Raw genomic sequence first — 23,124 nt, forward strand, 5'->3', positions numbered from 1 at the left:
GAGGTGCTGGTTTTTTTTATTGCCATTTATTTTCTACAGTTATCTATTTACTTTTGATGTTTTTAATATCGGCGTCTAACTGCACACGTCGTTGTTGTGTATAAGTGGTCAAACAGTCATTTAGCACCATTGGATAAATACTACCGCCACGAACTGGACTGGCAGAAAACTGGCAAGCTTTGTCTCTAAAATCAATCCATGCCAATTGCACCGTTTTTAATTGTTGTTTCTCAGAGCTACTAAGCAAGCGCTGAAAATCACGGTAAGACTGGTTCAGTTTTTTGTCTTCTACTGCTAGCTTAGCTGCAGCGCACTTATTCATATCTGTTTGAGTATAGGCGTTGTCGCAGGTGGTTGCTGCAGACGCTTGAGCACTGACAAATAGTCCTGTTGACAGTAAAGCAAGACAGCCGACTTTTTTAATAGGGCTCATGATAATCATATAACCTCTTTACTAGTATGAACGGACGATTAGCATAACATGGTTATATCTCAGCTATGTCTCGAATTTATGAAGGGTTTGGTAAATGTGCGTATGTGATTGCACCTACATTTTTAAGCTAGTCGAGCCAAGTTTTTGTTCTATATACTGGTCATAAAAAGCGATGCATATGGCCCAAAAAATACTACTAATAACAGAGCCCATAAAGTGACTCAGCCGCTTAGAAAATCGTTATTAGAGTGTGCTATGCTGAGAAAAACATACTCAGCAAGGACGCTAACTCATGACTACCAGCACCAATAATATGCCTAGCAGTAATACGCCACCGTTATGGCAAGCCTCGTATGAGAAACACGGGCTAAGAAATAATCTAGATGTGTTAGAGGGCAAGCATAATCTGCTAGATTTGTTGCAACCGAAGATAGATCAACATAGTGATTCTGTGGCTTTTAGTATGGGGCCCGCTACGCTTACCTTTGCACAATTGGATATTGCCAGTCGCCGCTTTGCTGCTTTTTTGCAAGCACAAGGCATCAGCAAAGGCGATCGTGTCGCTGTACAATTACCCAATATATTGCAGTATGCAGTCGTGCTGCTTGGCTGTTTGCGCTCAGGCACCGTACTGGTAAATGTCAATCCGATGTACACCCATTATGAATTGGCACACCAACTGACGGATGCTCAAGTTAGCGTGCTGGTTGTCCTTGATGGAATGACAGCCGCTTTCGATCAATTAGACGATGCAGTGAAAGCGCAGCTGTCACTGGTCGTACATTGTTCTGTCAATCCGAATGCTGAACCTACTGATAACGATATTGCCTTACTTACCCAACTTGAAGCCTCAGCTGATACTACTCGTCAATTCAACCAAACCAACCAAACCACAGCCGATAATGTTGCAAACGATAATGCTACAAACGATATCTCAGAGCAGGCTATAAGCTTTGCGCATATTATAAATACATACCACGCTGAGCGATATAAGCCTGTGACTATCAAGCGTGAGGATTTGGCCTTATTACAATACACAGGCGGCACGACTGGTAAGCCAAAAGGCGCCATGCTGACACACTATAATGTCATGGCTAATATCTGTCAGTGTTATGCGATGTTTGGCAGGGCGATTGAAGCGGGTCGTAGTGAGCAGATCAAAATACTGAATCCTTTGCCGCTTTATCATATTTTTTCATTTACCGTTTGCGGTTTGCTCGGTATATATGGTGGGTGGGAAGATATATTGGTTACCAATCCACGTGACATCGATGGGTTAGTCAATACTATTGAGCAGCATCGTCCGCATGTCATTCCTTCTGTGAATACCTTGTTTATTGGTATGCTCAATCATCCAAAATTTGCAGACCTTGATTTTAGTCGATTGGCATTATCAATCGGTGGTGGCACCGCCATCATCAAAGCGGTATCTGATCAGTGGCAACAAGTGACGGGCATGATGATTCATGAAGGTTATGGGATGTCTGAGACCGCACCGGTTATCTCGTTCAATCCACCAGGGATTACGAGTTTTAATGGTAGCGTTGGTCTGCCGTTAGCAATGATGAATATCAAAATCATTGGCGAAAATGGTGCTTCATGTGCGATCGGAACACCTGGAGAAGTCGGTATCAAAGGACCACAAGTGATGCAAGGCTATTGGCAGAAAGACAATACAGATACCTTTACTAAAGATGGCTATTTTAAATCTGGCGATATTGGCGTCATGGATCACGATGGTTTTTTGACACTTGTCGATCGTAAAAAAGACATGATATTGGTCTCAGGATTTAATGTTTATCCTAATGAAGTAGAGGCTGCACTAACTGAGCACCCAAAAGTGCTAGAAGTGGCCGTCATTGGTGTCGAAGACAAGCACAGCGGTGAAGTACCCAAAGCCTTCGTGGTCAAAAAAGATCCAAGTTTAACGGCTGATGAGCTAGTGGCTTTTGCTATTGAGCGTCTGACTGGCTATAAGCGTCCGCAGTCTTATGTGTTTATTGACGAGCTGCCTAAAACGGCAGTCGGTAAAATATTACGTAAAGAGCTACGCTAGATTGGATTTTTAATTCGGGTATGTTAAACCTTCATAAGCTTGTGAGGGTCTAACATGCCTTTATTAGTTATAAAGCTATCGTTTATAAACTTGCGATTTCACATGTTTTTTATCGCGCTTTATCAAACTTGCGATCTCTCAAGCTTAAGTTGCCGCGTACCACATCGCCATACATTCGGAAGTCGCTGGCAAAGCTTTTTAACGGAAACTTAAAAGAGGCAGGTTTGTTTTTTTCAAAGAAAAAATGCCCGACCCACGCGCAAGCGTATCCTGCGGCAATACCTTTAAGTAATGGTTTGGGAGAACGAGTTTTGACAGACTTAGCCAATCCTAATAATCCAAAACTGCTGCCTGCGAAGTGCAAGCGACGGCAAGCCATGTTTTGATGCTCGTTCAAATAGAAATCATAAAATGGCTGTTCCGATACTTTTTCGGTTTTTACCATGTCCTTTTTAGCGCTGCTGATAGGGGTCTCAGTATTTTGGGTAGCGTCTTTTGTGGTAGTCTGATTCATGTGACTAGCTTCCTTGCTGGTGGGTTTGATAACTATTACTTACAGATGATTGTTAATCGATTAACTGGTGACTTTTGAAGTAAGTTGTACAGGTAGAACATCTGTAAATAACGGTTTTTTATCATGATATTGATAGCTTTCAATGTAGCAAACCGATATGAGTAACACAAGCGCTAGATGCTGAGCCGACACCTTTTAGATCATAGGTTATTTCTTGATGTCCCCGCTACAGTTTTGCATCGCTTGCGAGTGTTTAGTATAAATGCTTTAATGACAAAATTGCCCTGATTTCTGTGGTTGCTACTTTTCTCTGTACATGTGATTTTATAACTATATAGCACGTGATTTTGGTAAACTATCCACTCTCTCTAACACGGTGATGACTTGTCCTATGCCTATTGACTATCTTACAAATCCGCCTCTCAGCGATGATGAAATGATGGCAGCCATCGATATTGGTTCCAACAGTTTCCATTTGGCCATTGCTCGTCTTGATCACGGGGAAGTGCGAAAAGTAGTCTCTATGTCTGAAAAGGTACAGCTCGCCGCTGGATTAGATGAGAATAACATTCTAAGCGCAGCAGCCGAGCAGCGTGGTCTGGACTGTTTGAGTCGGTTCGTAGCGCGCTTGGACTCAGTGCCTCCAGAGCGTATTCGTGTGGTTGCGACCAATGCGTTGCGTCAAGCCAAAAATGCCAATGACTTTATTTCCCGTGCCAATAAAATTTTGCCAAAGCCTATTGAGATTATCGCTGGCCGTGAAGAGGCGCGATTGATTTATTTGGGTGTCTCACATACCAATGAGAGTAGTGATAAACGCTTGGTTATGGATATTGGTGGTGGTTCAACAGAGTTCATTATTGGTCAAGAGTTTGACCCGTTATTGACAGAGAGTTTACAGATGGGCTGTGTGTCTTTTACCCAAAAGTTTTTTGCTGATGGGCTAATCACCAAAGAAGCTTTCAACAGTGCTATTTCAGGCGCGCGCAAAGAAGTCTTAGCCATCAATGGTCGTTACCAAAAGACAGGCTGGAGCAGTGTGGTTGGCTCAAGTGGCACAATTAAAGCAGTACGTAACGTCCTAGTGTCAAAAGGCTGGGCTGATGAGCAAGAGCGCATCACTTATAAAGGTGTCAAAAAATTAGAGAAGTTGCTGATTAAGATTGGCAATATTGATGATATTGAATTAGAAGGAGTCAAAGAACATCGTAAAGCCGTGTTCCCTGCAGGCGTGGCAGTGCTGCGTGCGGTGATGAAAGTGTTGGGCGTTGAGACCATTATCTACTCAGATGGTGCATTGCGTGAAGGCGTCATGTATGACATGCTCGGTCGTTTTGCTAGCGAAGATGTGCGTGACCGCAGTGTGTTGGCACTCATCAAGCGTTATTCAGGGGATAAAAAACAGGCCAAACAAGTGGTAAAAACCAGCCGTTATTTATTTGAACAAGTTAAAGATAAGCTCACGCTGACCAATGATGACTGTGATTTGCTCAGACGAGCAGCATTCTTACATGAGATAGGGCTAGCAATCAGTCACAGTAGCTATCACAAGCACAGTGCATATTTGCTGGAGTATTCTGACATTCCAGGGTTTTCGCAAGTGGATCAAAAGCGCATGGCGCAGCTGATGCTCAATCATCGTCGCAAGCTCAAAGCCGATATGCTAGAGCAAACCTGTCAGATTGGCGGCGACCAGCTGGTTTATTTGTGTCTCTTGCTCCGCCTCGCCGTTCTAGCGCATCATAGTCGCAGCGATTATGAGCTACCAGAGCTAGAACTAAAGGTAGTGGCTGAAAACAGCTGGCAGATTACCTTGGCTGATAGCAGTGAGCATTACGCGTTCTTGCTCGCGGATTTGCGTACCGAGATTGACCAATTCGCTAAGTGGGGCATAAAGCTTAGCGTGGTTGAGACGCCAGCGGTTGAAGCTCAAGAGATTGAGACTCAAGACGTTGATATGCAAAAGGCAGCAGCAATGAGCGCTGAGCCGCAAGAGATTGAGCAGTTACCATTGTAATTACCGAGTTAAAGGTTAACGTAACAAAAGCGGCGTTGTCGATAATGTCATGCTATATAAGATGTGCTACTATAGCTCCTATTGAGTTTACAACTGTACTTTCATTATCTGAATACGGATAACGATATTATTCTTAAACATAAATACATTAAGTATAATTATTAAAGGGAAGCGTCTATGAGCACTGTCTGGGATAGTGTGCAGCTTGCACGACACGCCAAGCGTCCATTATTTATGGACTATGTTAATCAGCTTTTTACCGAATTTGACGAGTTGCATGGCGACCGTGCTTTTGCCGATGACAAAGCAATACTTGGTGGTCTTGCGCGTTTTGACGGTCAGCCTGTAATGGTAATTGGTCAGCATCGTGGTCGTAGCACCCGTGAGCGTATTGCTCATAACTTTGGTATGGCCAATCCTGAAGGCTATCGCAAAGTCATTCGTTTGGTGAAAATGGCTGAGCGCTTTAATATTCCTGTAATGACCTTTGTCGATACCCAAGGTGCTTATCCTGGTATTGGTGCAGAAGAGCGCGGACAGGCGCAAGCGATTGCAGAGAGTATCGCTGTATTTTCTAGCCTTAAAGTTCCTGTGATTGTGACTATCATTGGTGAAGGCGGCTCAGGTGGCGCATTGGCGATTGGTGTCGGTGATAAAGTAAATATGCTACAAAACAGCATTTACTCAGTGATCTCTCCTGAAGGCTGTGCTTCTATCCTATGGAAAACCGCTGAAAAAGCACAAGACGCTAGTGAAGCGCTAAAGTTAAACGCCATCAACCTGTATCAAATGGGTTTGATTGATGCCGTTATCGAAGAAGGTGAAGGCGCACATATTCAGCCACAGCCGGTGATGAATGCCCTTAAAGCATTGATTACTGAACAGCTTGATGAGATTAAAGATTTAGATCCTCAAGAGCGTTGTGAGCTACGTTATGAAAAGCTAAAGTCTTTTAACTCAGAAGTGATGTTACCTGCTTAATTGGTTAATAGGATTTTTCTGTTATTAAGCCGCTATTATTTAATAGCTGGCTTTTCATATTAGAGTCTAAGTCTTGATGCTAAAATAAAAACGTGTCATTTAATGGCGCGTTTTTTTATGGCTGTTAGTATATAAAGGATCTAACGTAACTAAAAATAAGGCTGACTATGACCAGCAATGCAATCATCCCGCATCCCATTAAATCAATTGCCGATTTGCCAGTTGATGAGACTCTGGCGACAGCTTTCCTGAGCAGTATGTCTGAGTATAGTGATCAGCTGCATGGTCGCCGTCTTTGGCTGGCCTGTAGTGGTGGGCGTGATTCATTGGTACTTGCGGCGCTGTGTGTGCAGCTCTATAGGCAAGGACGATTGCCATGTTTGCCGCAGCTCTTACACGTCGACCATGGGCTACAAGCGGATAGTCAGCACTGGGCCAAGCATGTTGCCAATTGGGCACAGGTACAGCAGATACCTTGTCGCATTTTACAGGCACAAGTGAACGGACATGATGAGCAAGCTGCGCGGCAGGCACGTTATGACGTCATGCGCGCACATATCAATCAAGACGATGTATTGCTATTAGCACATCACGCTGATGACCAAGCCGAAACAGTATTGATGCGACTAATCCAAGGCGCTGGCGTCAATGGTCTCTCTGGTATGCAGCCATGGCGAGTGCAAACGCAGGACGCGCACCGCAATATCCTGTGGCGACCTTGGCTCACTGTCAGGCGAGCCACTATCAGCGCCTATGCCAAGCGTTTAGAGCTGCCTTATATAGATGATCCTACTAATAACAGCGGCGATAACGTACGTAGCGGACTGCGCCGCGATATCATGCCAATACTGGCTATGTATAACCCCAATGTGATTGATAATATCGCTCGCAGTGCGCAGCTGTTGAATGATGCGCAGGAAACAGTCAATGCTCAAGCTATGCAGGATATGCAGGATATGCAGCAGACAGCTAATGCAGATCTGCAACTTTCATCCGCACAGCGTGTATTGAATATCGATGCGCTACAAGCACTACCCATTTATCGTCAGCGGCAACTATTGCACTATTGGTTGGGACAAGATGAGCCATTACCACCTGCTAAGCAGCTTGTGGATGATGTGCTAACGCTAAGCCAACGTGAAGATCAAGATCATCAGACAGAGCTGTTTTGGCAAGGTCGTAAGCAGTCCTATACCATTCGCCGCTATCGTCAGCAGTTGTACCGTTTGAGTGGTGACTTGCTGTCTTGGCTAGAGATACCACTGATCGAGCATAAGCTAACACTAGCTAGAATAACTTTATCTAACCATTCAGCTGATCATGATCTGACATCACTTACTCTACGTAGCAGCAATAAATATATTTGGCAGCTGCAAGTTATGCCGGATGTACTGATACCATTTATAGAGCCGCTAAAAAACGATACAAGCGAAATACTATCTCAATTCATGTTAAAGGTAGCGCCATTAAACCGTAAGCAACGGCTAAAGACCGAGATGGCTGTGCGCCCACAAGCAGGCAAAAAACTATATCAAACGCTTGGTATTCCGCTGTGGCTACGAGAGAGCTTAGTCGTGGTTAGTATCGCTTTTTCAGATAACGATGATGCTGAAGAGAGTGTGATAAATGACATACCTGTCTTGTTACTATCGCCATTTGAGCGTTGGGTATTAAGTAGCAGTGGTTTGAATACTAAAAATGTAAATGCTGAGCAGGTAAGTATAACGATCGATACCGATCAACTTGCCAAACAGCTTAATAGCGTTGTTTATCCTCATTGAATTTTTGGTTTGATACGATGAGCGATGTCTTGGAGTGACATCTCGAATTTATCAAACGAGGATAGTGGCAGTATGATAAACTGAGTGTCGTTTTATATATCAATACGTTAAGTTGAATACCTTTGAATGTTGTGACTAGGAGACAAGTATGTCGGTATTAGATAATAAGAAAATCAGTTTTATTGGTGGCGGAAACATGGCGCAAGCGCTCATCAGTGGTCTTGTTGGCTGCGGCATCAAACCGAGTCTCATTACCGTCGCTGATCCTAGCAGTGATGTACGTGAGCAATTGGCCGCCAAAGGTCTAAATACCGTTGACCCAATGGCTGATCCTAAATCTGCTGTGATCGGTGCAGACATCGTGGTGCTGGCAGTAAAACCACAAATGATGAAAGTAGTGGTCAGTAGCTTTGCAGATGCGTTAGACAACCAGCTAGTGATTTCAGTGGCGGCAGGCTTGTCGACGGATCTTTTATCAAACATGATGGGCGGTTATGGCAATATCGTCCGTGCAATGCCAAACACGCCTTCTATGATTCAGATGGGTGCGACGGGTCTTTATGGTACAGATAATATCTCAGCAGAACAAAAAGCATTAGCAACTGCGGTGATGGAAGCATCAGGTTTGGTTATGTGGGTCGATGACGAAGCGCATATGCATGCAGTCACCGCTGTATCAGGGTCAGCGCCCGCGTATATGTTTTACTTCATTGAATCGATGGTCGATAGCGCCGTGAGCTTAGGGCTAGATAAAGAGCAGGCCTCAGCGCTTGCGATGCAAACCATGATTGGTGCGGCAAAAATGGCAATGAATAGTGATGATGCACCCGCCGAGCTGCGCCGCAAGGTCACCTCACCAAACGGTACAACACAAGCGGCCGTTGAATCAATGCAAGCCAATGAAATCGGCCGCCAGATCGGTGAAGCCATGCAAGCTTGCTATGATCGCAGCCAAGCATTGAGTGAAGAGATGAGCAAGTAGTTCACTATAAGACAGCTTATGCTACAAAATCCATGAGCTGTCTTATAACGTCACCTATCGTATAGTCATCAGCATCTGGTCATCAGTATCTGGTCATCAGCAACTGATAGTGACATTTGTCATCCTATAACCTGTTAATAACGTCACATTGAGTAGCACTTCATGAACAACATGTTATTTCAAATTTTTGATTTGGTCACCACATTCGCTATGATGCTGGTGTTTATTCGTTTTATGTTGCAGTTTGCAGGGATGGACGCGAGCAATCCTATGATTGCACCTGCTTATAAAGCGACTCATATCGTCGATGTGTTTGGGCGTATCTTTCCGACCGTAGCACAAGGTCGGATCAGTATTGCGGCTATTATCCTGATGTTTCTGATTCGTCTGATTGATATCTCTGGAAAAGCGGCATTGACGCATAAAGGCATTGCCCCTGTACCACTGTTTTTTACAGGTACGACCAGCTTACTATTAGATTTTTTGCGTATGTGTCGCTACTTGGTGATTGGTTCTATCATCGTGAGCTGGATTGTGGTGTTTACCAGATCTGAGCATCCTATTATTGGCATTATTATTAACTTAGCAGAGCCAGTTCTAGCGCCATTTCGTCGTATCACGCCAAATCTAGGTATGCTCGACTTATCGCCTATGGTCGCTTTCTTAGCCTTTTATTTGCTTGAGATATTCATCGGTGGTTTGGCCGCGAGTGTGCTGCCAATGTTAGGTTAGTCTTAACAAGCTAGAAATCTGCCATAGAAAAAGGCGCTCTATAAAAACATAGAGCGCCTTTTTTATATCTATCATTTGTATCTTACGTTAAACCTTTATAAAGCGGTTGGGTATCAATTGCGCTTTAGCATTGTCAGGATGCGGTGCGTCAGCCGCGCGCAAGGTTTGGGTAATCCAGCTATCGGCAGCTTTTACCGCATCGATGAGCGTATCGCCCATTGCCAAGCGACCAGCGATAAAGCTGGCAAGCGAGCAGCCTGAACCATGGAACTCGCCATCTAGGCGCGGCAGAGTGCTTTGGTGCACCATCTCGCCTTGTATATATAGGTACTGCTCGATATCGCCGCTATCAAAGTCGTGCGAGGTTTTTACCAGTACTGCATTAGCGCCTTGTGAGCACAGTTTTTTTGCAGCAATATGCAGGTCTTGCTCACCGCTTAACGCTCGAAGCTCATGGGTATTTGGCGTAATCAAGGTGGCGTAGGGCAGTAGCTGCCTAAATGCACTGACGAGCGTTTTTTCATCACCCAAGCTGCCACCACTATTGGCGACCAATACAGGGTCTAGGACAAAAGGCATCCCCTTTGCAATGATTTGCTCAGCAAATAAGCGTGTCAGCATCGCAATATTGTCAGTGGTGCCCAGCATGCCTGATTTGATGGCGCTAACAGGTAGGTCATCTAGCACTGCGGTGGCTTGATCTTTCACTAGGCTTGCCGCACACGCCTCAAAACCAAATACTTGCTGTGAGCTTTGTATAGTGACTGCCGTACAAGCAATAGCAGCATGAGCACCTGACTGTCCGATGGCTTCGATGTCTGCTTGTAGTCCAGCACCGCCTGAAGGGTCTAATCCTGAAAAGCACAGTACGACAGGTCGCATAATCATTCCTTTTTTAAACATTTTGATTTTTAAGTATGTTAACTCGGTGACAAATACTATAGACACCCAGCACTAAAAAAGCCATAGTAGGCGCGAGGTCGTCTGTAAATAGCTCATTCATCAACAAACAGTTACTCAGAGCCTGCAAGCAGGTTTAAATGCCATTTTTATTGGCTTTTATTGAGGTTTTGGTCGTTCAAAAGGGCATAAGACTCTATAAATAAATAAATATGATAAAAATCGCATTAAATCTATATACAACGCTTGCAATTCGTTTCGGCTTTGCTATAATACTCGCCCACGGGATAAGACGTATTATCAGCAATAATACTATTTTTTAGAACTTAAAAAGTCTTACGTCGTTTGGTGAAGTGGGTGAGTGGCTGAAACCAGTTCCCTGCTAAGGAACCATACGTTTGCGCGTATCGAGGGTTCGAATCCCTCCTTCACCTCCATTTATTCGGTTTTTAGTAGAGTAGTGACGCCATATAAAAGCGTTAATTATCCTCTGTTTTATTAAAGCAAAAAATAATTTGATTTTAATAAAAAAAGATATTGACACAAGCGAAATTATCTATATAATAACCAACCTAATTTGCTGCAATTGTTTTTAACAATTCAGTAAATGATGTGCAAAGTACGCGCTTGTAGCTCAGTTGGATAGAGCACTTGGCTACGAACTAAGGGGTCGGGAGTTCGAATCTCTCCAAGCGCACCATTTGCATCATCACTCTTTAGCCAGTCTAAAGAAAACATTAAATCAATCGCCTGTCTTATGACAATTGGCGGTTTTTTTATGTCTGCAATTTATGAGCTTTGACTCTACTGAATGCTTTTGTCTGTCTCACCTTGCTCTGTGCAGCCTCTCTTTGCCTGGTAGTATTAATTACTTTTATTCTATGACTGTCTGTTGTGATTCTCGTTTGTGATTGGCCGCTAAGTTTGGTGCTGATACGATTGAGCCATCGTTTAGGATAATGTACGATAAAGCCATCATTTACGGTACAATAGAGCCATTATTCATTGTTGGCTATGAGCTTGTACCATGTCAAAAAGTTTACCTAAACGCCCATCCAAATCTGCTACTAAAAAAACAGTCTCAGCGAATCATTCCTCTGACGTTGAAGAACCAACGATTGCCAAAGCTGGTACCCGTATGGCAGCGATTCTTTATGATGGTATGTTGATTTTAGCGTTGTTATTTTTGGTAGGGACTATTCTGACTGTGATTGGCACACTGCTGACCATGAATACTGGTACAGACTCTTCGCAAGCCCAGTCACTGCCAACCTGGTATCAAAACGTCATTATGACGCCGTCTTTTATACTGACGTTGGTGGGATTTTACGGGATATTTTGGCGCCGTGGTGGACAGACATTGGGTATGCAGACTTGGAGATTAAAGACAGTCAATAATAATGGTCATTTGCTGACGTGGGGACAGTCATTCAAACGGATTTTGGCTGCCAGTATTATGCCTATTGTCTTTGGTGTGATTGGTAGTGTCATCGATGGCTCGCGTGCTGTTTTGCTAACCAGTGCTTTTTTGGGCTTCGTTTTTAATTATGCGTTTTGCCTCTTTAACCCTCGTGGCCTCGCAGTACAGGATATGTTATCGAATACCATCACATTAAAAATGCCAAAAACAGAGAATGAAGGACTATGGCGGGTGATTAGAAACCGCAAGCAAGGAAAGTAAATCGCATTGCCATCGCCATCGCCTTTGGACACATTGTCTTTTGATGCCCTTTGATCGTTACATATTAGCAGTTTGAATCAGCCATCCCGTATAGCCCACAAAAAACAGTATCAACGTGGCGCCTGAAGTACGACCAAATTGACGCTTGGTCACAAATGCAAAGACACAGAGGGCGACGAGTAACACCGTTATCAATCCCATTGCTAATACATCACGTGACAAAATCACAGGACTAACAGTGATAGGGGCAATGATGGTCGCCAATCCGACCACTGCTAGGGTATTAAAAACATTAGAGCCGATAATATTGCCTAGCGCCATATCATGCTCGCCTTTACGCGCAGCTGACAAGCTCGATACCAGCTCAGGCAGTGACGTACCAACCGCGACGATCGTGAGACCAATGATAAGCTCGCTGAGCCCCCAGAGCGTTGCTAACTCCACGGCGCCCCAAACGATAGCACGTGAACTGAGTACCAGCATTAACATACCAAGCAGTAAGCTTCCAAGACCACGCGCTATGCTCAGCTCTACATCATCTGGATCTGCATTTTCTATAACCACATCATCTTCATGCTCATGATAGCCTTCGCGGATACTCATGACGATCTGTATTCCCAACACGGCAACCAATAGCAGCAGTAGTACGATACCGTCAGCTTGGCTGAGTAAGCCATCACGCAGTTGCCAAGCAGCTGTGGCAGTGACTAGCAGCAGCAGTGGCAGATCGCGCCTTACGATGCCCTTACGGATGATGATAGGACTGATAAGAACTGTTGCACCCAGTACCAAGGCGATATTAATAATGTTTGAGCCATACGCGTTGCCTAGTGCCAGCTCAGGACTGCCATCTAACGCGGCTAATACCGACACCACCATCTCTGGTGCTGAGGTACCAATACCTAAAATAAGCACACCAATTAAGAAACTGGGTACTCGAAACTTTTTTGCCAATGCTGTTGCGCCATCGATAAAAACATCAGCGCTCCACACCAAAATTGCTAGACCAATCAAAATTGCAATGACTGCCAACCACATGTAGATAACTCCTTTGTTAGGGATAAAAAATAGCTATTGGGTTTTGAATAATCTTACATCGCATAAAAATGGCATAAAAATGGCATAAAAAAAAGCTGAATCACAATCTGGATTCAGCTTCGATATAAGTACAAGTATTTTAATGGGAGTTTGATAACAACGGCAATGGTATGTTGACGCATTTACTCATACTTTATGTAACAAGCTTTTAAGTGATTTACTTAAGCAATGTTCTTAAGCCACTTGTACTGGAATGATATTGGCCGTGTCTTTTACCGTGTTGTCTTCGTTACAGTAGACCAGTTTTGGCTGATAGGTTGACGCTTCCACTTCGTCAAAATGAGCATACGCACAGATAATAACGATGTCGCCCAAATCTGCCATATGAGCTGCCGCGCCATTTAGCGAGATAATACCGGAGCCTGCTTCTGCACGGATAGCATAAGTGCGAAAACGTTTGCCATTGGTCACGTTGTAGATATCGATAGACTCGTTTTCACGTAGACCTGCAAGATCTAATAGGTCACCATCGATGCCACATGAGCCTTCGTAATGAAGCTCGGCATGAGTAACGCGAGCACGATGTAATTTGCATTTAAGCATATTAAGTAGCATAGGTTGGTTCCTTGGCGTAACTGATATTAATTAACGAAATCAAAAGGTTAATGGGGACAAAGTTGCCAAAATAAAAGGCTATTATAATAGAGCCGGTATATTATTCAGGTAATTTAAAGCTATTGATTTGTGAGCGGGCTTTTTCGACATCACCATCTAGTAGTAGTGGCAGCGCCTCAAAGGCGGCTGTCAGTGCACTATCGATAGCAATTTGCTCATCAGGCGATGCTTTAGACAGCACATGTCCGCTGACTTTGGATTTGTGTCCAGGATGACCGATGCCCACACGCAGACGATGGAAGTCGCTGCCAATGTGCGGTGTGATATCACGTAAGCCGTTGTGACCACCGTGACCACCAGCAGTTTTAAGTTTGATACTGCCCGCTGCAATGTCGAGCTCATCATGGGCGATCAGTAGCTCATCATTTTGGATACCATAGAAATTTACCATTGGTACCACAGATTCACCAGATTTATTCATAAACGTGAGCGGCATTAATAGACGAACATCGTGTCCGTGAATTTGTCCGCGTCCAGTGACGCCATGAAATTTTTTGTCAGGCGCGAGCGTAATGTTGAACTGCTGAGCCAAATGATGGACAAACCAAAATCCTGCATTATGACGCGTAAACATATACTGCTGACCAGGGTTACCAAGACCGACAATAAGCTTTATGGCCATAAAAATACCTTGCTTGAATTTGATAAATGACGGGTAGGGTCTAAAAACATCGATAAATCGTTTGTTTTCAAACTTTACTTACAAAAACAGCAGGAGATATTCATCACCTGCTGTCTTGTTGACTAAACGAACATATGACTGTACGGCATTAGCCATACAGATATATTATATTACTCGTCGTCTTTTTTCTCTTCAGCGTCAGCGTTTTGCTCAGTTGCTGGTACGTCAGCTGCATCAACTTCAGCGTCTGCATCAACTTCTTCAACTGTTGGTGGCATCATGTTAGCGATAGTACGGTCATGGCCATCTTCTAACTCAAGTTCGTTGATAACAACGCCTTCAGGAAGTTTGATGTCTGATAAACGAAGCAAATCACCTATTTCCATACCAGATACGTCTATTTCTAGATACTCAGGTAGTAGTGATGGAATGCAAGAGATTTCGATGTCAGATACTAGCGTTGACAAAACACCGGCTTTTGCAGTGCCTGGCGCTTCTTCTTTACCAGCAAAATGAACAGGAACGTTCATAGTGATTTTCTGACCTTTCACAACGCGCTGGAAATCAGCATGCATTGGGAAACCTTTAGCAGGATGGCGTTGCAAATCTTTGATAACAGCTTGATGCTCTACGCCGTCAACATTGATGGTCAAAATGTGTGAGAAGAACGCTTCAAATTCAAGCGATTTTACCAATTCGTTAATCTTGATAGAAATAGACGTTGGCTCTTCATTACCACCATAGATGATAGCAGGAACTAGTTTCTGCTTACGTAGGCGGCGGCTCGCACCTTTACCTTGTTGGTCAGCAGAACGATCAACTGCGTTTAGCTCAAAATGGTTAATGCTCATGGATGTAATCCTAATAAAAAGAATGGAGAAGTGTCTGGTCATAAAAAAGTGGATTTGCGACCAATCCACTAAGACGTGATGATGGCTAAAAAGTGTCATTGCTCATAGTCGTTATGGTTCATAACCGTCATAAGGCACGACTTTAGCCGTTTGCTCACAATAAGGCTTTTATGATAATTACTATCACTGTCTGCATTATTTTGGGCATGATCAGCACTTCGAATGATGCCAACCTGATTGAATCAGACAAACAGTCGGCACAGGCGCGCATTATACGTGATTCTGTAGCAATAATAAAGACCTACGCAAAATGACTGTGTAGAATCAGTAATCAAAGCGACCAAACAAAAAAAGCGCCAAGTAAGAGTACTTGACGCTTTTTCTTAAACTTAAGCAGTATTTTATGACTAGCATTGCCAAAGAGAAGGATGACAAATACTCAATAAAATCTAAGCGTCAAACATGGCGCTGATAGATTCTTCGTTATTGATACGGCGTAAGCTTTCAGCAAGCATTGGCGCGATACTGACCTGACGAATCTTGCTACAGGCTTTGGCTTCAGCAGATAGTGGAATGGTATCAGTCACAACCAATTCATCTAATGCAGATTCATTGATGTTTTTGAGTGCATTACCAGATAGGACAGGGTGAGTAATATAAGCAAGAACGCGGCGTGCACCATTTGCTTTCAATGCTTCAGCAGCTTTACATAGCGTACCAGCGGTATCAACCATATCATCAACAATGACGCAATCACGGTCACGAACATCACCGATGATGTGCATCACTTGTGATTCGTTGGCGCGCGCACGGCGTTTGTCAATAATTGCCATGTCGGTATCACCCAACTGCTTGGCCATTGCACGTGCACGAACCACGCCGCCCACATCAGGTGAGACAACCATGATGTTGTCATAATCTTGTTTTTGTAGGTCATTCAATAGCACAGGCGTGCCGTAGATGTTGTCTACAGGGATATCAAAGAAACCCTGAATCTGATCTGAGTGCAAATCAACAGTCATTACGCGATCGATACTAACGATGTTTAGCATGTCAGCGACGACTTTGGCAGAGATAGGCACACGCGCCGAACGAGGACGACGATCTTGACGCGCATAACCGAAATAAGGCATGACAGCTGTGATACGACCAGCACTAGAGCGACGCAAAGCGTCTGCCATCATCATGATTTCCATCAAGTTGTCATTGGTCGGAGCGCAAGTAGGCTGCATGATAAACACGTCTTTACCACGCACGTGCTCTTTGATTTCCACGGCAATTTCGCCATCAGAAAAACGCGTGATGTCAGCTTTACCAAGAGGTATATGGAGATGATCGGCTACGGTTTTTGCTAATTCTGGGTGGGCATTGCCCGTAAAAATCGCCAAATAAGGCATGACAGAAGTCCTATTGATTGACTCAAGCAGCGACCGCTAAGCAGTGTCAAACTGCTCAAATTCAGAAAAGAGTGGTGAAAAAGATTGATGACTACTATTACAGTAAAAAATGGCAGGGGTAGCTGGACTCGAACCAACGGATGTCAGGATCAAAACCTGATGCCTTACCAACTTGGCTATACCCCTGTAATGTCTAGATAGTGTACGTCGATATTAACGGAAACTTTTGATAAAAGTCATTGTTAGTATAACGTCACAACCTGTTCGCTATTTTATAAACGGATAAACCATTTACAATATAACGTTTCCCTAACGGTGCTCATTGCGAACTATACCGAAACTGGGATAACGTTGTCAATGTCAATACGATAAGCGGGTATGTATAATACTGCTTATATTGTATGCACATCGAACGCTTTGAACTTAAAAATGGCAGGGGTAGCTGGACTCGAACCAACGGATGTCAGGATCAAAACCTGATGCCTTACCAACTTGGCTATACCCCTATTGAGGCGACCTATTATAAGTAAATTTTCAGATTTTGCAAGTCCTTTGCGGCTTTTTATGGCATTTATTCACAAATCATGGAAGACAGCATCGTTTTAGTACCCTACGACACCTGCATTTTTCCCTGCTATTGTACTAAAAGGAAAATATCTAGCACCGCAAATGCTATGCCAGACTACTTACCATATATCCTGCGCAAGGTGCTTCTGCAACCCACTTTGCTAGAAGTGTCTTGTCAGTAGCCACGCTTGCATGCAATGGCAAAAACACTGCGCTACCAGAGCCAGTCATTCGTGCTGTGCCTAGTGCTTGCGCCTCTAATCCTTGCAAGTAATCCAATGCTTCTCTAACAGCAGGTGCGAGGCTCGTCACCACTGGCGTAAAAATATTTTGATAGGGGTTGGTCAGAGTTTGTACATAGTCATTGGACTGATTTTTAATCGTCTCAACCGATATCACAGCAATATCACGTTGTAATTTAGGATGCGCGAACAGCTTTGCAGTATTGACATGGGCATCAGGCGTTAAGATTAAATACTGCTGCTCTGGCAAATCAATCGCTGTCAGCTCCTCACCAATACCCATCGCGATAGCATCTTGGCCAAAGATAAATATGGGCACATCCGCACCCACTGTCGCACCGATTTTTATGAGAGCATCACTGGATAAATTAAACTGCCAAATCTCATTTAATACCAATAAGGTAGTGGCAGCATTAGAGGAGCCACCACCCAATCCTGCGCCCATTGGTAAATGCTTGTCTACAGTGACAGCTATTCGTGCCAACTGCTTGGGAAAACTATTCGACTGCATGGCAGCAGAGAGCAATGCGCGTGCCGCTTTGAAGATTAAATTGTCTTCTACGCTAGCAGTAATAGCCTCTGCACCAGCCAATGTCAGCAGCTGATGGCAGAGTTTATTAGCATCTAATTTATCATTATCCGTATAAATCACTGCATCATCGGTCACCGAAAAATGCAAATAATCACCCCAATCAAGCAAGCGAAATACGGTTTGCAAATTATGATAGCCATCATCGCGCTTACCCATGATGTGCAAAAACAGATTAATCTTTGCAGGGGATAAGCGAGTAATGGTAGAGGTAGATCGAACGGCGAAAATTTCAGTCATAAATTTTAACCATAAATCTCAGTCATGGATGGCTGTTTTAATAAGCAAAGGAATGCAATCAAAATCTTATCATTAATGATTAATAGTCATCACAACTTTATTGCCTTGTGGTTGTACAGCACTGATTTTGCTTGGTAGTTTCTCATCACCTTTATAAGTAAAACTGGCACTCCAGTCACCATTGACTGAGTTGACCAAACGGTTTTGACTATCTAGCTTTGGCGCACTGTCTGAAGGTGCAGGACGTCCAGATACCCAATACGGCATTTGTGAGATCGGCGCTTGCCAGCCAGTCGCTTTTTTGAGCAGTGTCTCAGGATCAGCAGCAGTCAAGGTACCGGTCTTTTCGCTGACGAGAGTCGCTGTCTGACCATTGTATTCAATGTTGGTTTTGCCAATACCTAGTGCGCCAATCAACTCGATCGCAAAACGGTCGTTTTGCTGACCCCATGCATAAAACGCACTACCGCCTTGAGCACCAGTTGAGTCATTAGCCGCTGTCGTGACGCCAATCTTACCGGTGATATTGAAGCTCTCTAACTTTTTGGGCTGCTCAGCGTTTTGAGCTTGTATGGTGGTCATAGGCTGGCTTGTCGCATTGGCTGTCTTTAGTGACTGGCAGCCCGATGTGATGACCATCGCTGCGGCCATGGCACTAAATAGCGCCAGTTTATTTGGTTTCAAAGCAGTGATTGATGCTGACATAAGGTGTTCTCGCAATAGAAAAAGGAGCAAATGATCAAAGCGTTTAGCTTAAGCGTTATTTGTTGCTCGGTTATGCCCGGCTGTTAGTATCTTATAAGCGCATTGTAAACACGGATCAAAAGGCTGAACAGGAAGGATTTACTATCAATAGAGTTGTATGCGGTCATTGATATTGTGCTGGCCAAATGAGAAACGCTGCTGCAAATCTGTCAGTAGAGCTTCGACTTCGTCATTATTGCCCAGCCCTTGATAAGCACGCAATAAGAGCGTACCTGAGCGCAGCGTTGGAAGGACATCATAAGGCGTCTGCAGATAGTCAATGACTTGCTGATAGTTTTCTTTGGCCAGTGCGTTACCTGCCAATATATTAAGGGCTTGCAAATGCAGTTCGTTGTCGTAGCGAGGGTCATCGTAGCGAATTTTAATAATCGATGTCGCGAGTGTCAGCCCTTGTTCATAGCTGCGCTCATTAGCCAGTAATAACTCTGCATAGCTAAGCTGGTAGGACAAATTGCTAGGATCTAGTGCCTGCAAATGATTGAGCAAGGTGCGTTTGACGATATAGTCGTCTTTGTCATTCAAGAGCTGAGCACGTGCAAACATCAGCATTTCATTGTCAGGGTATTTACGAGCAGCTCGCGTGAGCAAGCGCAGCGCTTCTGCGGAGTCGTTTTGCTGCCATAGAATATCGGCTTGCATCACAAAGGTATCGGGGGCAAACACTGCAAAGTCTTTACGCAGTTTTTCTAACGTCGCAATGGCCGCATCGACATTGTCATTGAGCAATTCAAAAGCGACCACCTTTCTACGAGCCTCTAATACCAAATCCTCTTGCATGACACCATTGAAATAGTATTTGGCTTGCTCAAAACGCTGCTGACGCTCTGCACTGATACCAAGATAGTAATAAGCTTGGTTCAGGTAAGTCGGACTCTTGGCGAGCATATTTAGCAGGCTGTCAGCGCTCGCATATTCTTCGATATCTAGGCTTACCAATGCCGCAAGCAAGGTAATCTCGGCGTCATCACTGAAGCCGTCATGCGCCTCGAGTAATAACTCCCAAGCTTGCTTACTTTGTTTTAAGTCGAGTAGGTAGCGAATCTCGTATAAATACAGTCTTTTGCTATCAGTGTTGCGCAAACGTGCTTGACTGATATATTTGAGAACCGTCTCTGCTGTGACGATTTTACGTAATATATCGGCTTTTAAAGTGATAAAGGGTACGTAATCGGGCTGACGATCTAGCGCACGATTGATATGGACAATAGCAATCTCAGGCTCATTGAATTGATAGAGTAAGCCGGCTTTTAGTACAGATAATGACGCATTTTGCTCACTATCTAGAGGTTGCAAGGCGGCGAGTAATTCGCGCTTATCCTCGTCATCATTGGGATAAATACCAATCAAAATCTCACTCAAATCGGCACGCGGATCGTAACGCAAGATACGGTTTAAGGTTTCGCCAGCTAGAATGTAATCGTGCGCCCGTAATGCCAAATGCGCGACATAAAACCAAGCAGGCACGTGATCAGGGTTTTGATCTTGCCATGACTTGGCAAATTGTAATGAATCCTCAACTCTTTCACTACGCAGCGAGAGGCTAAGGGCTCTCTCAAATACTGCAGTGGCATCCTCTTTAAAAGATTGCTGCTTATAGATCGCAATCGCACGTTGCTTGTCATTGCGATCAGCAGAAAACTCTGCATCCAATAGCGCATATAAACTAGGTTCATTGAGCTCTGGCTGCCATAAACTGGTGGGTGCTAAACCATCGATGTTGGTCACATAATCTTTGGCTTGGCTGTCGCCGCCGTCGGATGTAACAATATCATTACCGCTATCAGTTCGTCTAATAACGCTATTAGATACGGGTATCTTTGGGATTTGTGCTTCTACTGAGGTATCAGGATGACTGGCATAGGCAGGTACCGTCAGGCACAGGCAAACTGCCAATGATAGCGCCAGCTTATATTGTTGGCATAGACGCTCGATAACGACCTGCAACAGAGCACGGAGGCTGTGTTGCTCGCTATATGGAGGACTTGCTCGAAATAATGATCCGAAAAAAACCATAGACAACCGTATTCGCCCCTGATTTGCCTCTATAAAAAGCAATTTTATCTTAATCATTTCAAATAAAATGGTAACCACGATTACCCATGACAGACATTATAAGAGTAGACAGACAATCTATACAATAGTGTCCGTGTTACTCAGATAGTGGCAGCTATTTAGTTAATACTAGCCATCTAGTGACTAGCGTTGTTTTAAAAGCCTGTAACGATTGGCAGGGAATGTCTCAACATTTATAGTGATAGCAATTAAAAGACGATCAAAAACAGATAAGCATATTGAACAGAATATTATGGAAATATAACAAGTTATGGTTCAGTAAGCGAATGATTTAATGTGCTCTGACTGAGGACTTGCTCAAATTCAACCATTGGTTTTATCAATCACATGAGTAGTTGATTTGTTACAGTAATGCCCAGATACAGACAAATAGTCATCATAGCTGGGTGAGTGTTAATTAAAGCTAGCAATAATGATATAATAGGCGGTTTTTAGGGTTTTCCTTTTAACGCTGTCATCAAAGACTGTCTTTTAAAAATAATAAGATAGCGTCAGAGGCAGATGAGCATTATGTTTATGGTCTATCGATAATGAGATTAGTGGTCATTGGGGTCAATCACAAAACTGCACCAGTCGCTCTGCGAGAGCGCTTGGCACTTGTGGGTGACGATGTGAATGTCGCACTTGAGCAGATAGAGACCTTTACAGATGGTAGTGTGATTGTCTCCACTTGCAATCGTACCGAGATTTATGCGCTGGTACCGCAGAATCCAACCCATCAAAGCTCGGCATCACAGATATCGGGCTCGTCATCATCGGGCAGTCAGCCAGTAGATAGCCAAGCCGCCGAATCTGCTGAGCAGTCGTTGTCTAACTTTGTCAGCAGCACCAACGTTTCTGCTGCTGCTATGAGCAATCATATCACTAAGATTAAGACTTGGCTTGCTGATTTTAAAAAACTGCCGCTTGCTGATATTGACCCTTATCTCTATGTACACCGCGACACTCATGCATTAACGCATTGGCTTAGAGTAGCCGCGGGACTGGACTCCATGATATTGGGCGAGCCACAAATCCTTGGTCAGATCAAGCGTTCAGTACATCTGGCCCAAGAGCAAAAAGTATTGAGTAATCAGCTTGGCTGGATCGTCGACCAGGTGTTTGCCGCTGCCAAGCGAGTGCGTAACGAGACGCAAGTGGGGGCGCAGGCAGTATCACTCAGCTTTGCCGCAGCCAAACTGGTCACACAGATATTTGATGATCTGCCCAGTCGTACGTTACTGGTCGTCGCGGCAGGCGAGATGAATCGTTTGGTCGCCACCCATATTGCAGGTCTTGGGGTGGGGCGCGTTATTATTTGCAATCGTAATCCTGAGCGCGCGGAAGCGTTAGCGGCTGAACTGCATCATCCTGACCGGCGCATAGAAGTACACCCGTTGCAGGCATTGCCGCAATTATTATCAGAAGCAGATATTGTCAGCAGTTGTAGTGGCAGTATGGATCTATTGATTGATAAACCTATGACCATACAGGCATTGAAGCGTCGCCGTTATCAGCCGATGCTAATGATAGATTTGGCGGTACCGCGTGATATCGACTCGACCATCAGCCGTATTGATGATATCTATCTGTACTCTATCGATGATTTGCAGCACGTGATTGCAGGCAATATCGAACAACGTCGCCAAGCAGCAGTCGATGCTGAATTGTTGGTCAGTCAATTGATTGTTGAGATTGATCGCCGTTTTCAGGTGCGCCAAGTGGGCAAAGATATCCAGCAGTATCGTGCTTGTACTCAGGGTCAAGTCGAGAAACTGCTGCAGGAATCTATTGCTCAGCTGCAACAGGACAATACCAGCCCAGAAGATATCATTACCGAGCTATCAAGGCGTCTGACCCAAACATTGACCCATGCGCCGTCGAAGCTGATGCGCAAAGCGGCTCGTGAGGGAGATAGTGATCTGCTCGATTTTGTGGTATCAGGATTGCAAGACGCTCACCGAGGGCATTGACTGTCTCGCTGCCGCGGTCAGTTGATGTCTGTTAAT

General features: G+C 44.2%; 18 protein-coding genes, 4 tRNA genes and 1 pseudogene. 10 read left to right on the top strand and 13 right to left on the bottom strand.

Annotation, left to right across the window (positions count from 1 at the left end):
* Nucleotides 1-43: 43 nt before the first annotated feature.
* On the bottom strand, nucleotides 44-442 hold the full coding sequence (locus IP510_RS03940) for a lysozyme inhibitor LprI family protein (RefSeq protein WP_194363484.1): 399 nt from the start codon (nucleotides 440-442) through the stop codon (nucleotides 44-46).
* A 283-nt stretch (nucleotides 443-725) separates the two neighbouring features.
* Here IP510_RS03940 and IP510_RS03945 point away from each other — a divergent pair, with 283 nt between their 5' ends.
* The gene (locus tag IP510_RS03945; RefSeq protein WP_194363485.1) at nucleotides 726-2,489 is read left to right on the top strand and encodes an AMP-binding protein; all 1,764 of its coding nucleotides are present in this window, start codon (nucleotides 726-728) and stop codon (nucleotides 2,487-2,489) included.
* A gap of 109 nt (nucleotides 2,490-2,598) precedes the next feature.
* Here the strand turns inward: IP510_RS03945 and IP510_RS03950 are convergent, their stop codons facing one another.
* Nucleotides 2,599-2,934 (bottom strand): DUF962 domain-containing protein, encoded by a 336-nt coding sequence (locus IP510_RS03950; RefSeq protein WP_227669498.1) that lies wholly within the window; start codon nucleotides 2,932-2,934, stop codon nucleotides 2,599-2,601.
* A 460-nt stretch (nucleotides 2,935-3,394) separates the two neighbouring features.
* Between IP510_RS03950 and ppx the strand changes: the two are divergent.
* From ppx to IP510_RS03975, 5 genes and pseudogenes are all read left to right on the top strand, one after another.
* Nucleotides 3,395-4,909: pseudogene (gene ppx / locus IP510_RS03955) on the top strand (exopolyphosphatase); the annotation flags it as partial.
* 288 nt (nucleotides 4,910-5,197) lie between these two features.
* Entirely contained in the window at nucleotides 5,198-6,001 is an 804-nt protein-coding gene (locus tag IP510_RS03960) for an acetyl-CoA carboxylase carboxyltransferase subunit alpha (RefSeq protein ID WP_057758024.1), read from the top strand.
* A gap of 167 nt (nucleotides 6,002-6,168) precedes the next feature.
* The gene (gene tilS, locus IP510_RS03965; protein WP_194363488.1) at nucleotides 6,169-7,782 is read left to right on the top strand and encodes a tRNA lysidine(34) synthetase TilS; all 1,614 of its coding nucleotides are present in this window, start codon (nucleotides 6,169-6,171) and stop codon (nucleotides 7,780-7,782) included.
* A 148-nt stretch (nucleotides 7,783-7,930) separates the two neighbouring features.
* Entirely contained in the window at nucleotides 7,931-8,764 is an 834-nt protein-coding gene (proC, locus tag IP510_RS03970; protein ID WP_194363489.1) for a pyrroline-5-carboxylate reductase, read from the top strand.
* Nucleotides 8,765-8,926: 162 nt separating this feature from the next.
* Nucleotides 8,927-9,496, top strand: a complete 570-nt coding sequence (locus IP510_RS03975) for a YggT family protein (RefSeq protein ID WP_194363490.1) — start codon at nucleotides 8,927-8,929, stop codon at nucleotides 9,494-9,496.
* Between the two features lie 87 nt (nucleotides 9,497-9,583).
* Here IP510_RS03975 and IP510_RS03980 read toward each other — a convergent pair whose 3' ends face one another.
* Nucleotides 9,584-10,378, bottom strand: coding sequence for a hydroxymethylpyrimidine/phosphomethylpyrimidine kinase (locus IP510_RS03980; protein WP_194363491.1), 795 nt, complete (start codon nucleotides 10,376-10,378; stop codon nucleotides 9,584-9,586).
* Nucleotides 10,379-10,743: 365 nt separating this feature from the next.
* Here IP510_RS03980 and IP510_RS03985 point away from each other — a divergent pair.
* The 3 genes from IP510_RS03985 (at nucleotide 10,744) to IP510_RS03995 (ending at nucleotide 12,077) form a co-directional block, all read left to right on the top strand.
* Nucleotides 10,744-10,833 (top strand) — tRNA-Ser (locus tag IP510_RS03985).
* A gap of 186 nt (nucleotides 10,834-11,019) precedes the next feature.
* Nucleotides 11,020-11,096 (top strand) — tRNA-Arg (locus IP510_RS03990).
* A 327-nt stretch (nucleotides 11,097-11,423) separates the two neighbouring features.
* Nucleotides 11,424-12,077, top strand: a complete 654-nt coding sequence (locus IP510_RS03995; protein ID WP_194363492.1) for an RDD family protein — start codon at nucleotides 11,424-11,426, stop codon at nucleotides 12,075-12,077.
* A 57-nt stretch (nucleotides 12,078-12,134) separates the two neighbouring features.
* On the opposite strand, the gene IP510_RS04000 is transcribed toward IP510_RS03995, so the two are convergent.
* The 10 genes from IP510_RS04000 to IP510_RS04045 all read right to left on the bottom strand — a co-directional run bounded on the left by IP510_RS04000 (nucleotide 12,135) and on the right by IP510_RS04045 (nucleotide 21,076).
* On the bottom strand, nucleotides 12,135-13,115 hold the full coding sequence (locus IP510_RS04000; RefSeq protein WP_194363493.1) for a calcium/sodium antiporter: 981 nt from the start codon (nucleotides 13,113-13,115) through the stop codon (nucleotides 12,135-12,137).
* A 234-nt stretch (nucleotides 13,116-13,349) separates the two neighbouring features.
* A complete protein-coding gene (gene panD / locus IP510_RS04005; protein ID WP_010196068.1) occupies nucleotides 13,350-13,730 on the bottom strand; it encodes an aspartate 1-decarboxylase in 381 nt (126 codons plus the stop codon).
* A 100-nt stretch (nucleotides 13,731-13,830) separates the two neighbouring features.
* Nucleotides 13,831-14,412: an aminoacyl-tRNA hydrolase gene (gene pth / locus IP510_RS04010; RefSeq protein ID WP_194363494.1), complete on the bottom strand. Its 582-nt coding sequence runs from the start codon at nucleotides 14,410-14,412 to the stop codon at nucleotides 13,831-13,833.
* Nucleotides 14,413-14,582: 170 nt separating this feature from the next.
* A complete protein-coding gene (locus tag IP510_RS04015) occupies nucleotides 14,583-15,263 on the bottom strand; it encodes a 50S ribosomal protein L25/general stress protein Ctc (protein WP_194363495.1) in 681 nt (226 codons plus the stop codon).
* Between the two features lie 449 nt (nucleotides 15,264-15,712).
* On the bottom strand, nucleotides 15,713-16,660 hold the full coding sequence (locus IP510_RS04020; protein WP_194363496.1) for a ribose-phosphate pyrophosphokinase: 948 nt from the start codon (nucleotides 16,658-16,660) through the stop codon (nucleotides 15,713-15,715).
* A gap of 110 nt (nucleotides 16,661-16,770) precedes the next feature.
* Nucleotides 16,771-16,846, bottom strand: a tRNA-Gln gene (locus IP510_RS04025).
* A 244-nt stretch (nucleotides 16,847-17,090) separates the two neighbouring features.
* Nucleotides 17,091-17,166, bottom strand: a tRNA-Gln gene (locus IP510_RS04030).
* A 166-nt stretch (nucleotides 17,167-17,332) separates the two neighbouring features.
* On the bottom strand, nucleotides 17,333-18,298 hold the full coding sequence (gene ispE / locus IP510_RS04035) for a 4-(cytidine 5'-diphospho)-2-C-methyl-D-erythritol kinase (RefSeq protein WP_194363497.1): 966 nt from the start codon (nucleotides 18,296-18,298) through the stop codon (nucleotides 17,333-17,335).
* A 72-nt stretch (nucleotides 18,299-18,370) separates the two neighbouring features.
* Nucleotides 18,371-19,003 carry a lipoprotein insertase outer membrane protein LolB gene (gene lolB / locus IP510_RS04040; protein WP_194363498.1) on the bottom strand — a complete coding sequence of 211 codons (633 nt, stop codon included), beginning with the start codon at nucleotides 19,001-19,003 and terminating at the stop codon, nucleotides 18,371-18,373.
* A 144-nt stretch (nucleotides 19,004-19,147) separates the two neighbouring features.
* Nucleotides 19,148-21,076: a tetratricopeptide repeat protein gene (locus IP510_RS04045; protein WP_194363499.1), complete on the bottom strand. Its 1,929-nt coding sequence runs from the start codon at nucleotides 21,074-21,076 to the stop codon at nucleotides 19,148-19,150.
* A gap of 590 nt (nucleotides 21,077-21,666) precedes the next feature.
* Between IP510_RS04045 and hemA the strand changes: the two genes are divergently transcribed.
* Nucleotides 21,667-23,088, top strand: coding sequence for a glutamyl-tRNA reductase (gene hemA / locus IP510_RS04050; protein ID WP_194363500.1), 1,422 nt, complete (start codon nucleotides 21,667-21,669; stop codon nucleotides 23,086-23,088).
* Nucleotides 23,089-23,124 lie beyond the last annotated feature (36 nt).

It is taken from the genome of Psychrobacter sp. NG254 (assembly GCF_015277735.1).
In the GTDB taxonomy this organism is placed as follows: Bacteria; Pseudomonadota; Gammaproteobacteria; order Pseudomonadales; family Moraxellaceae; genus Psychrobacter.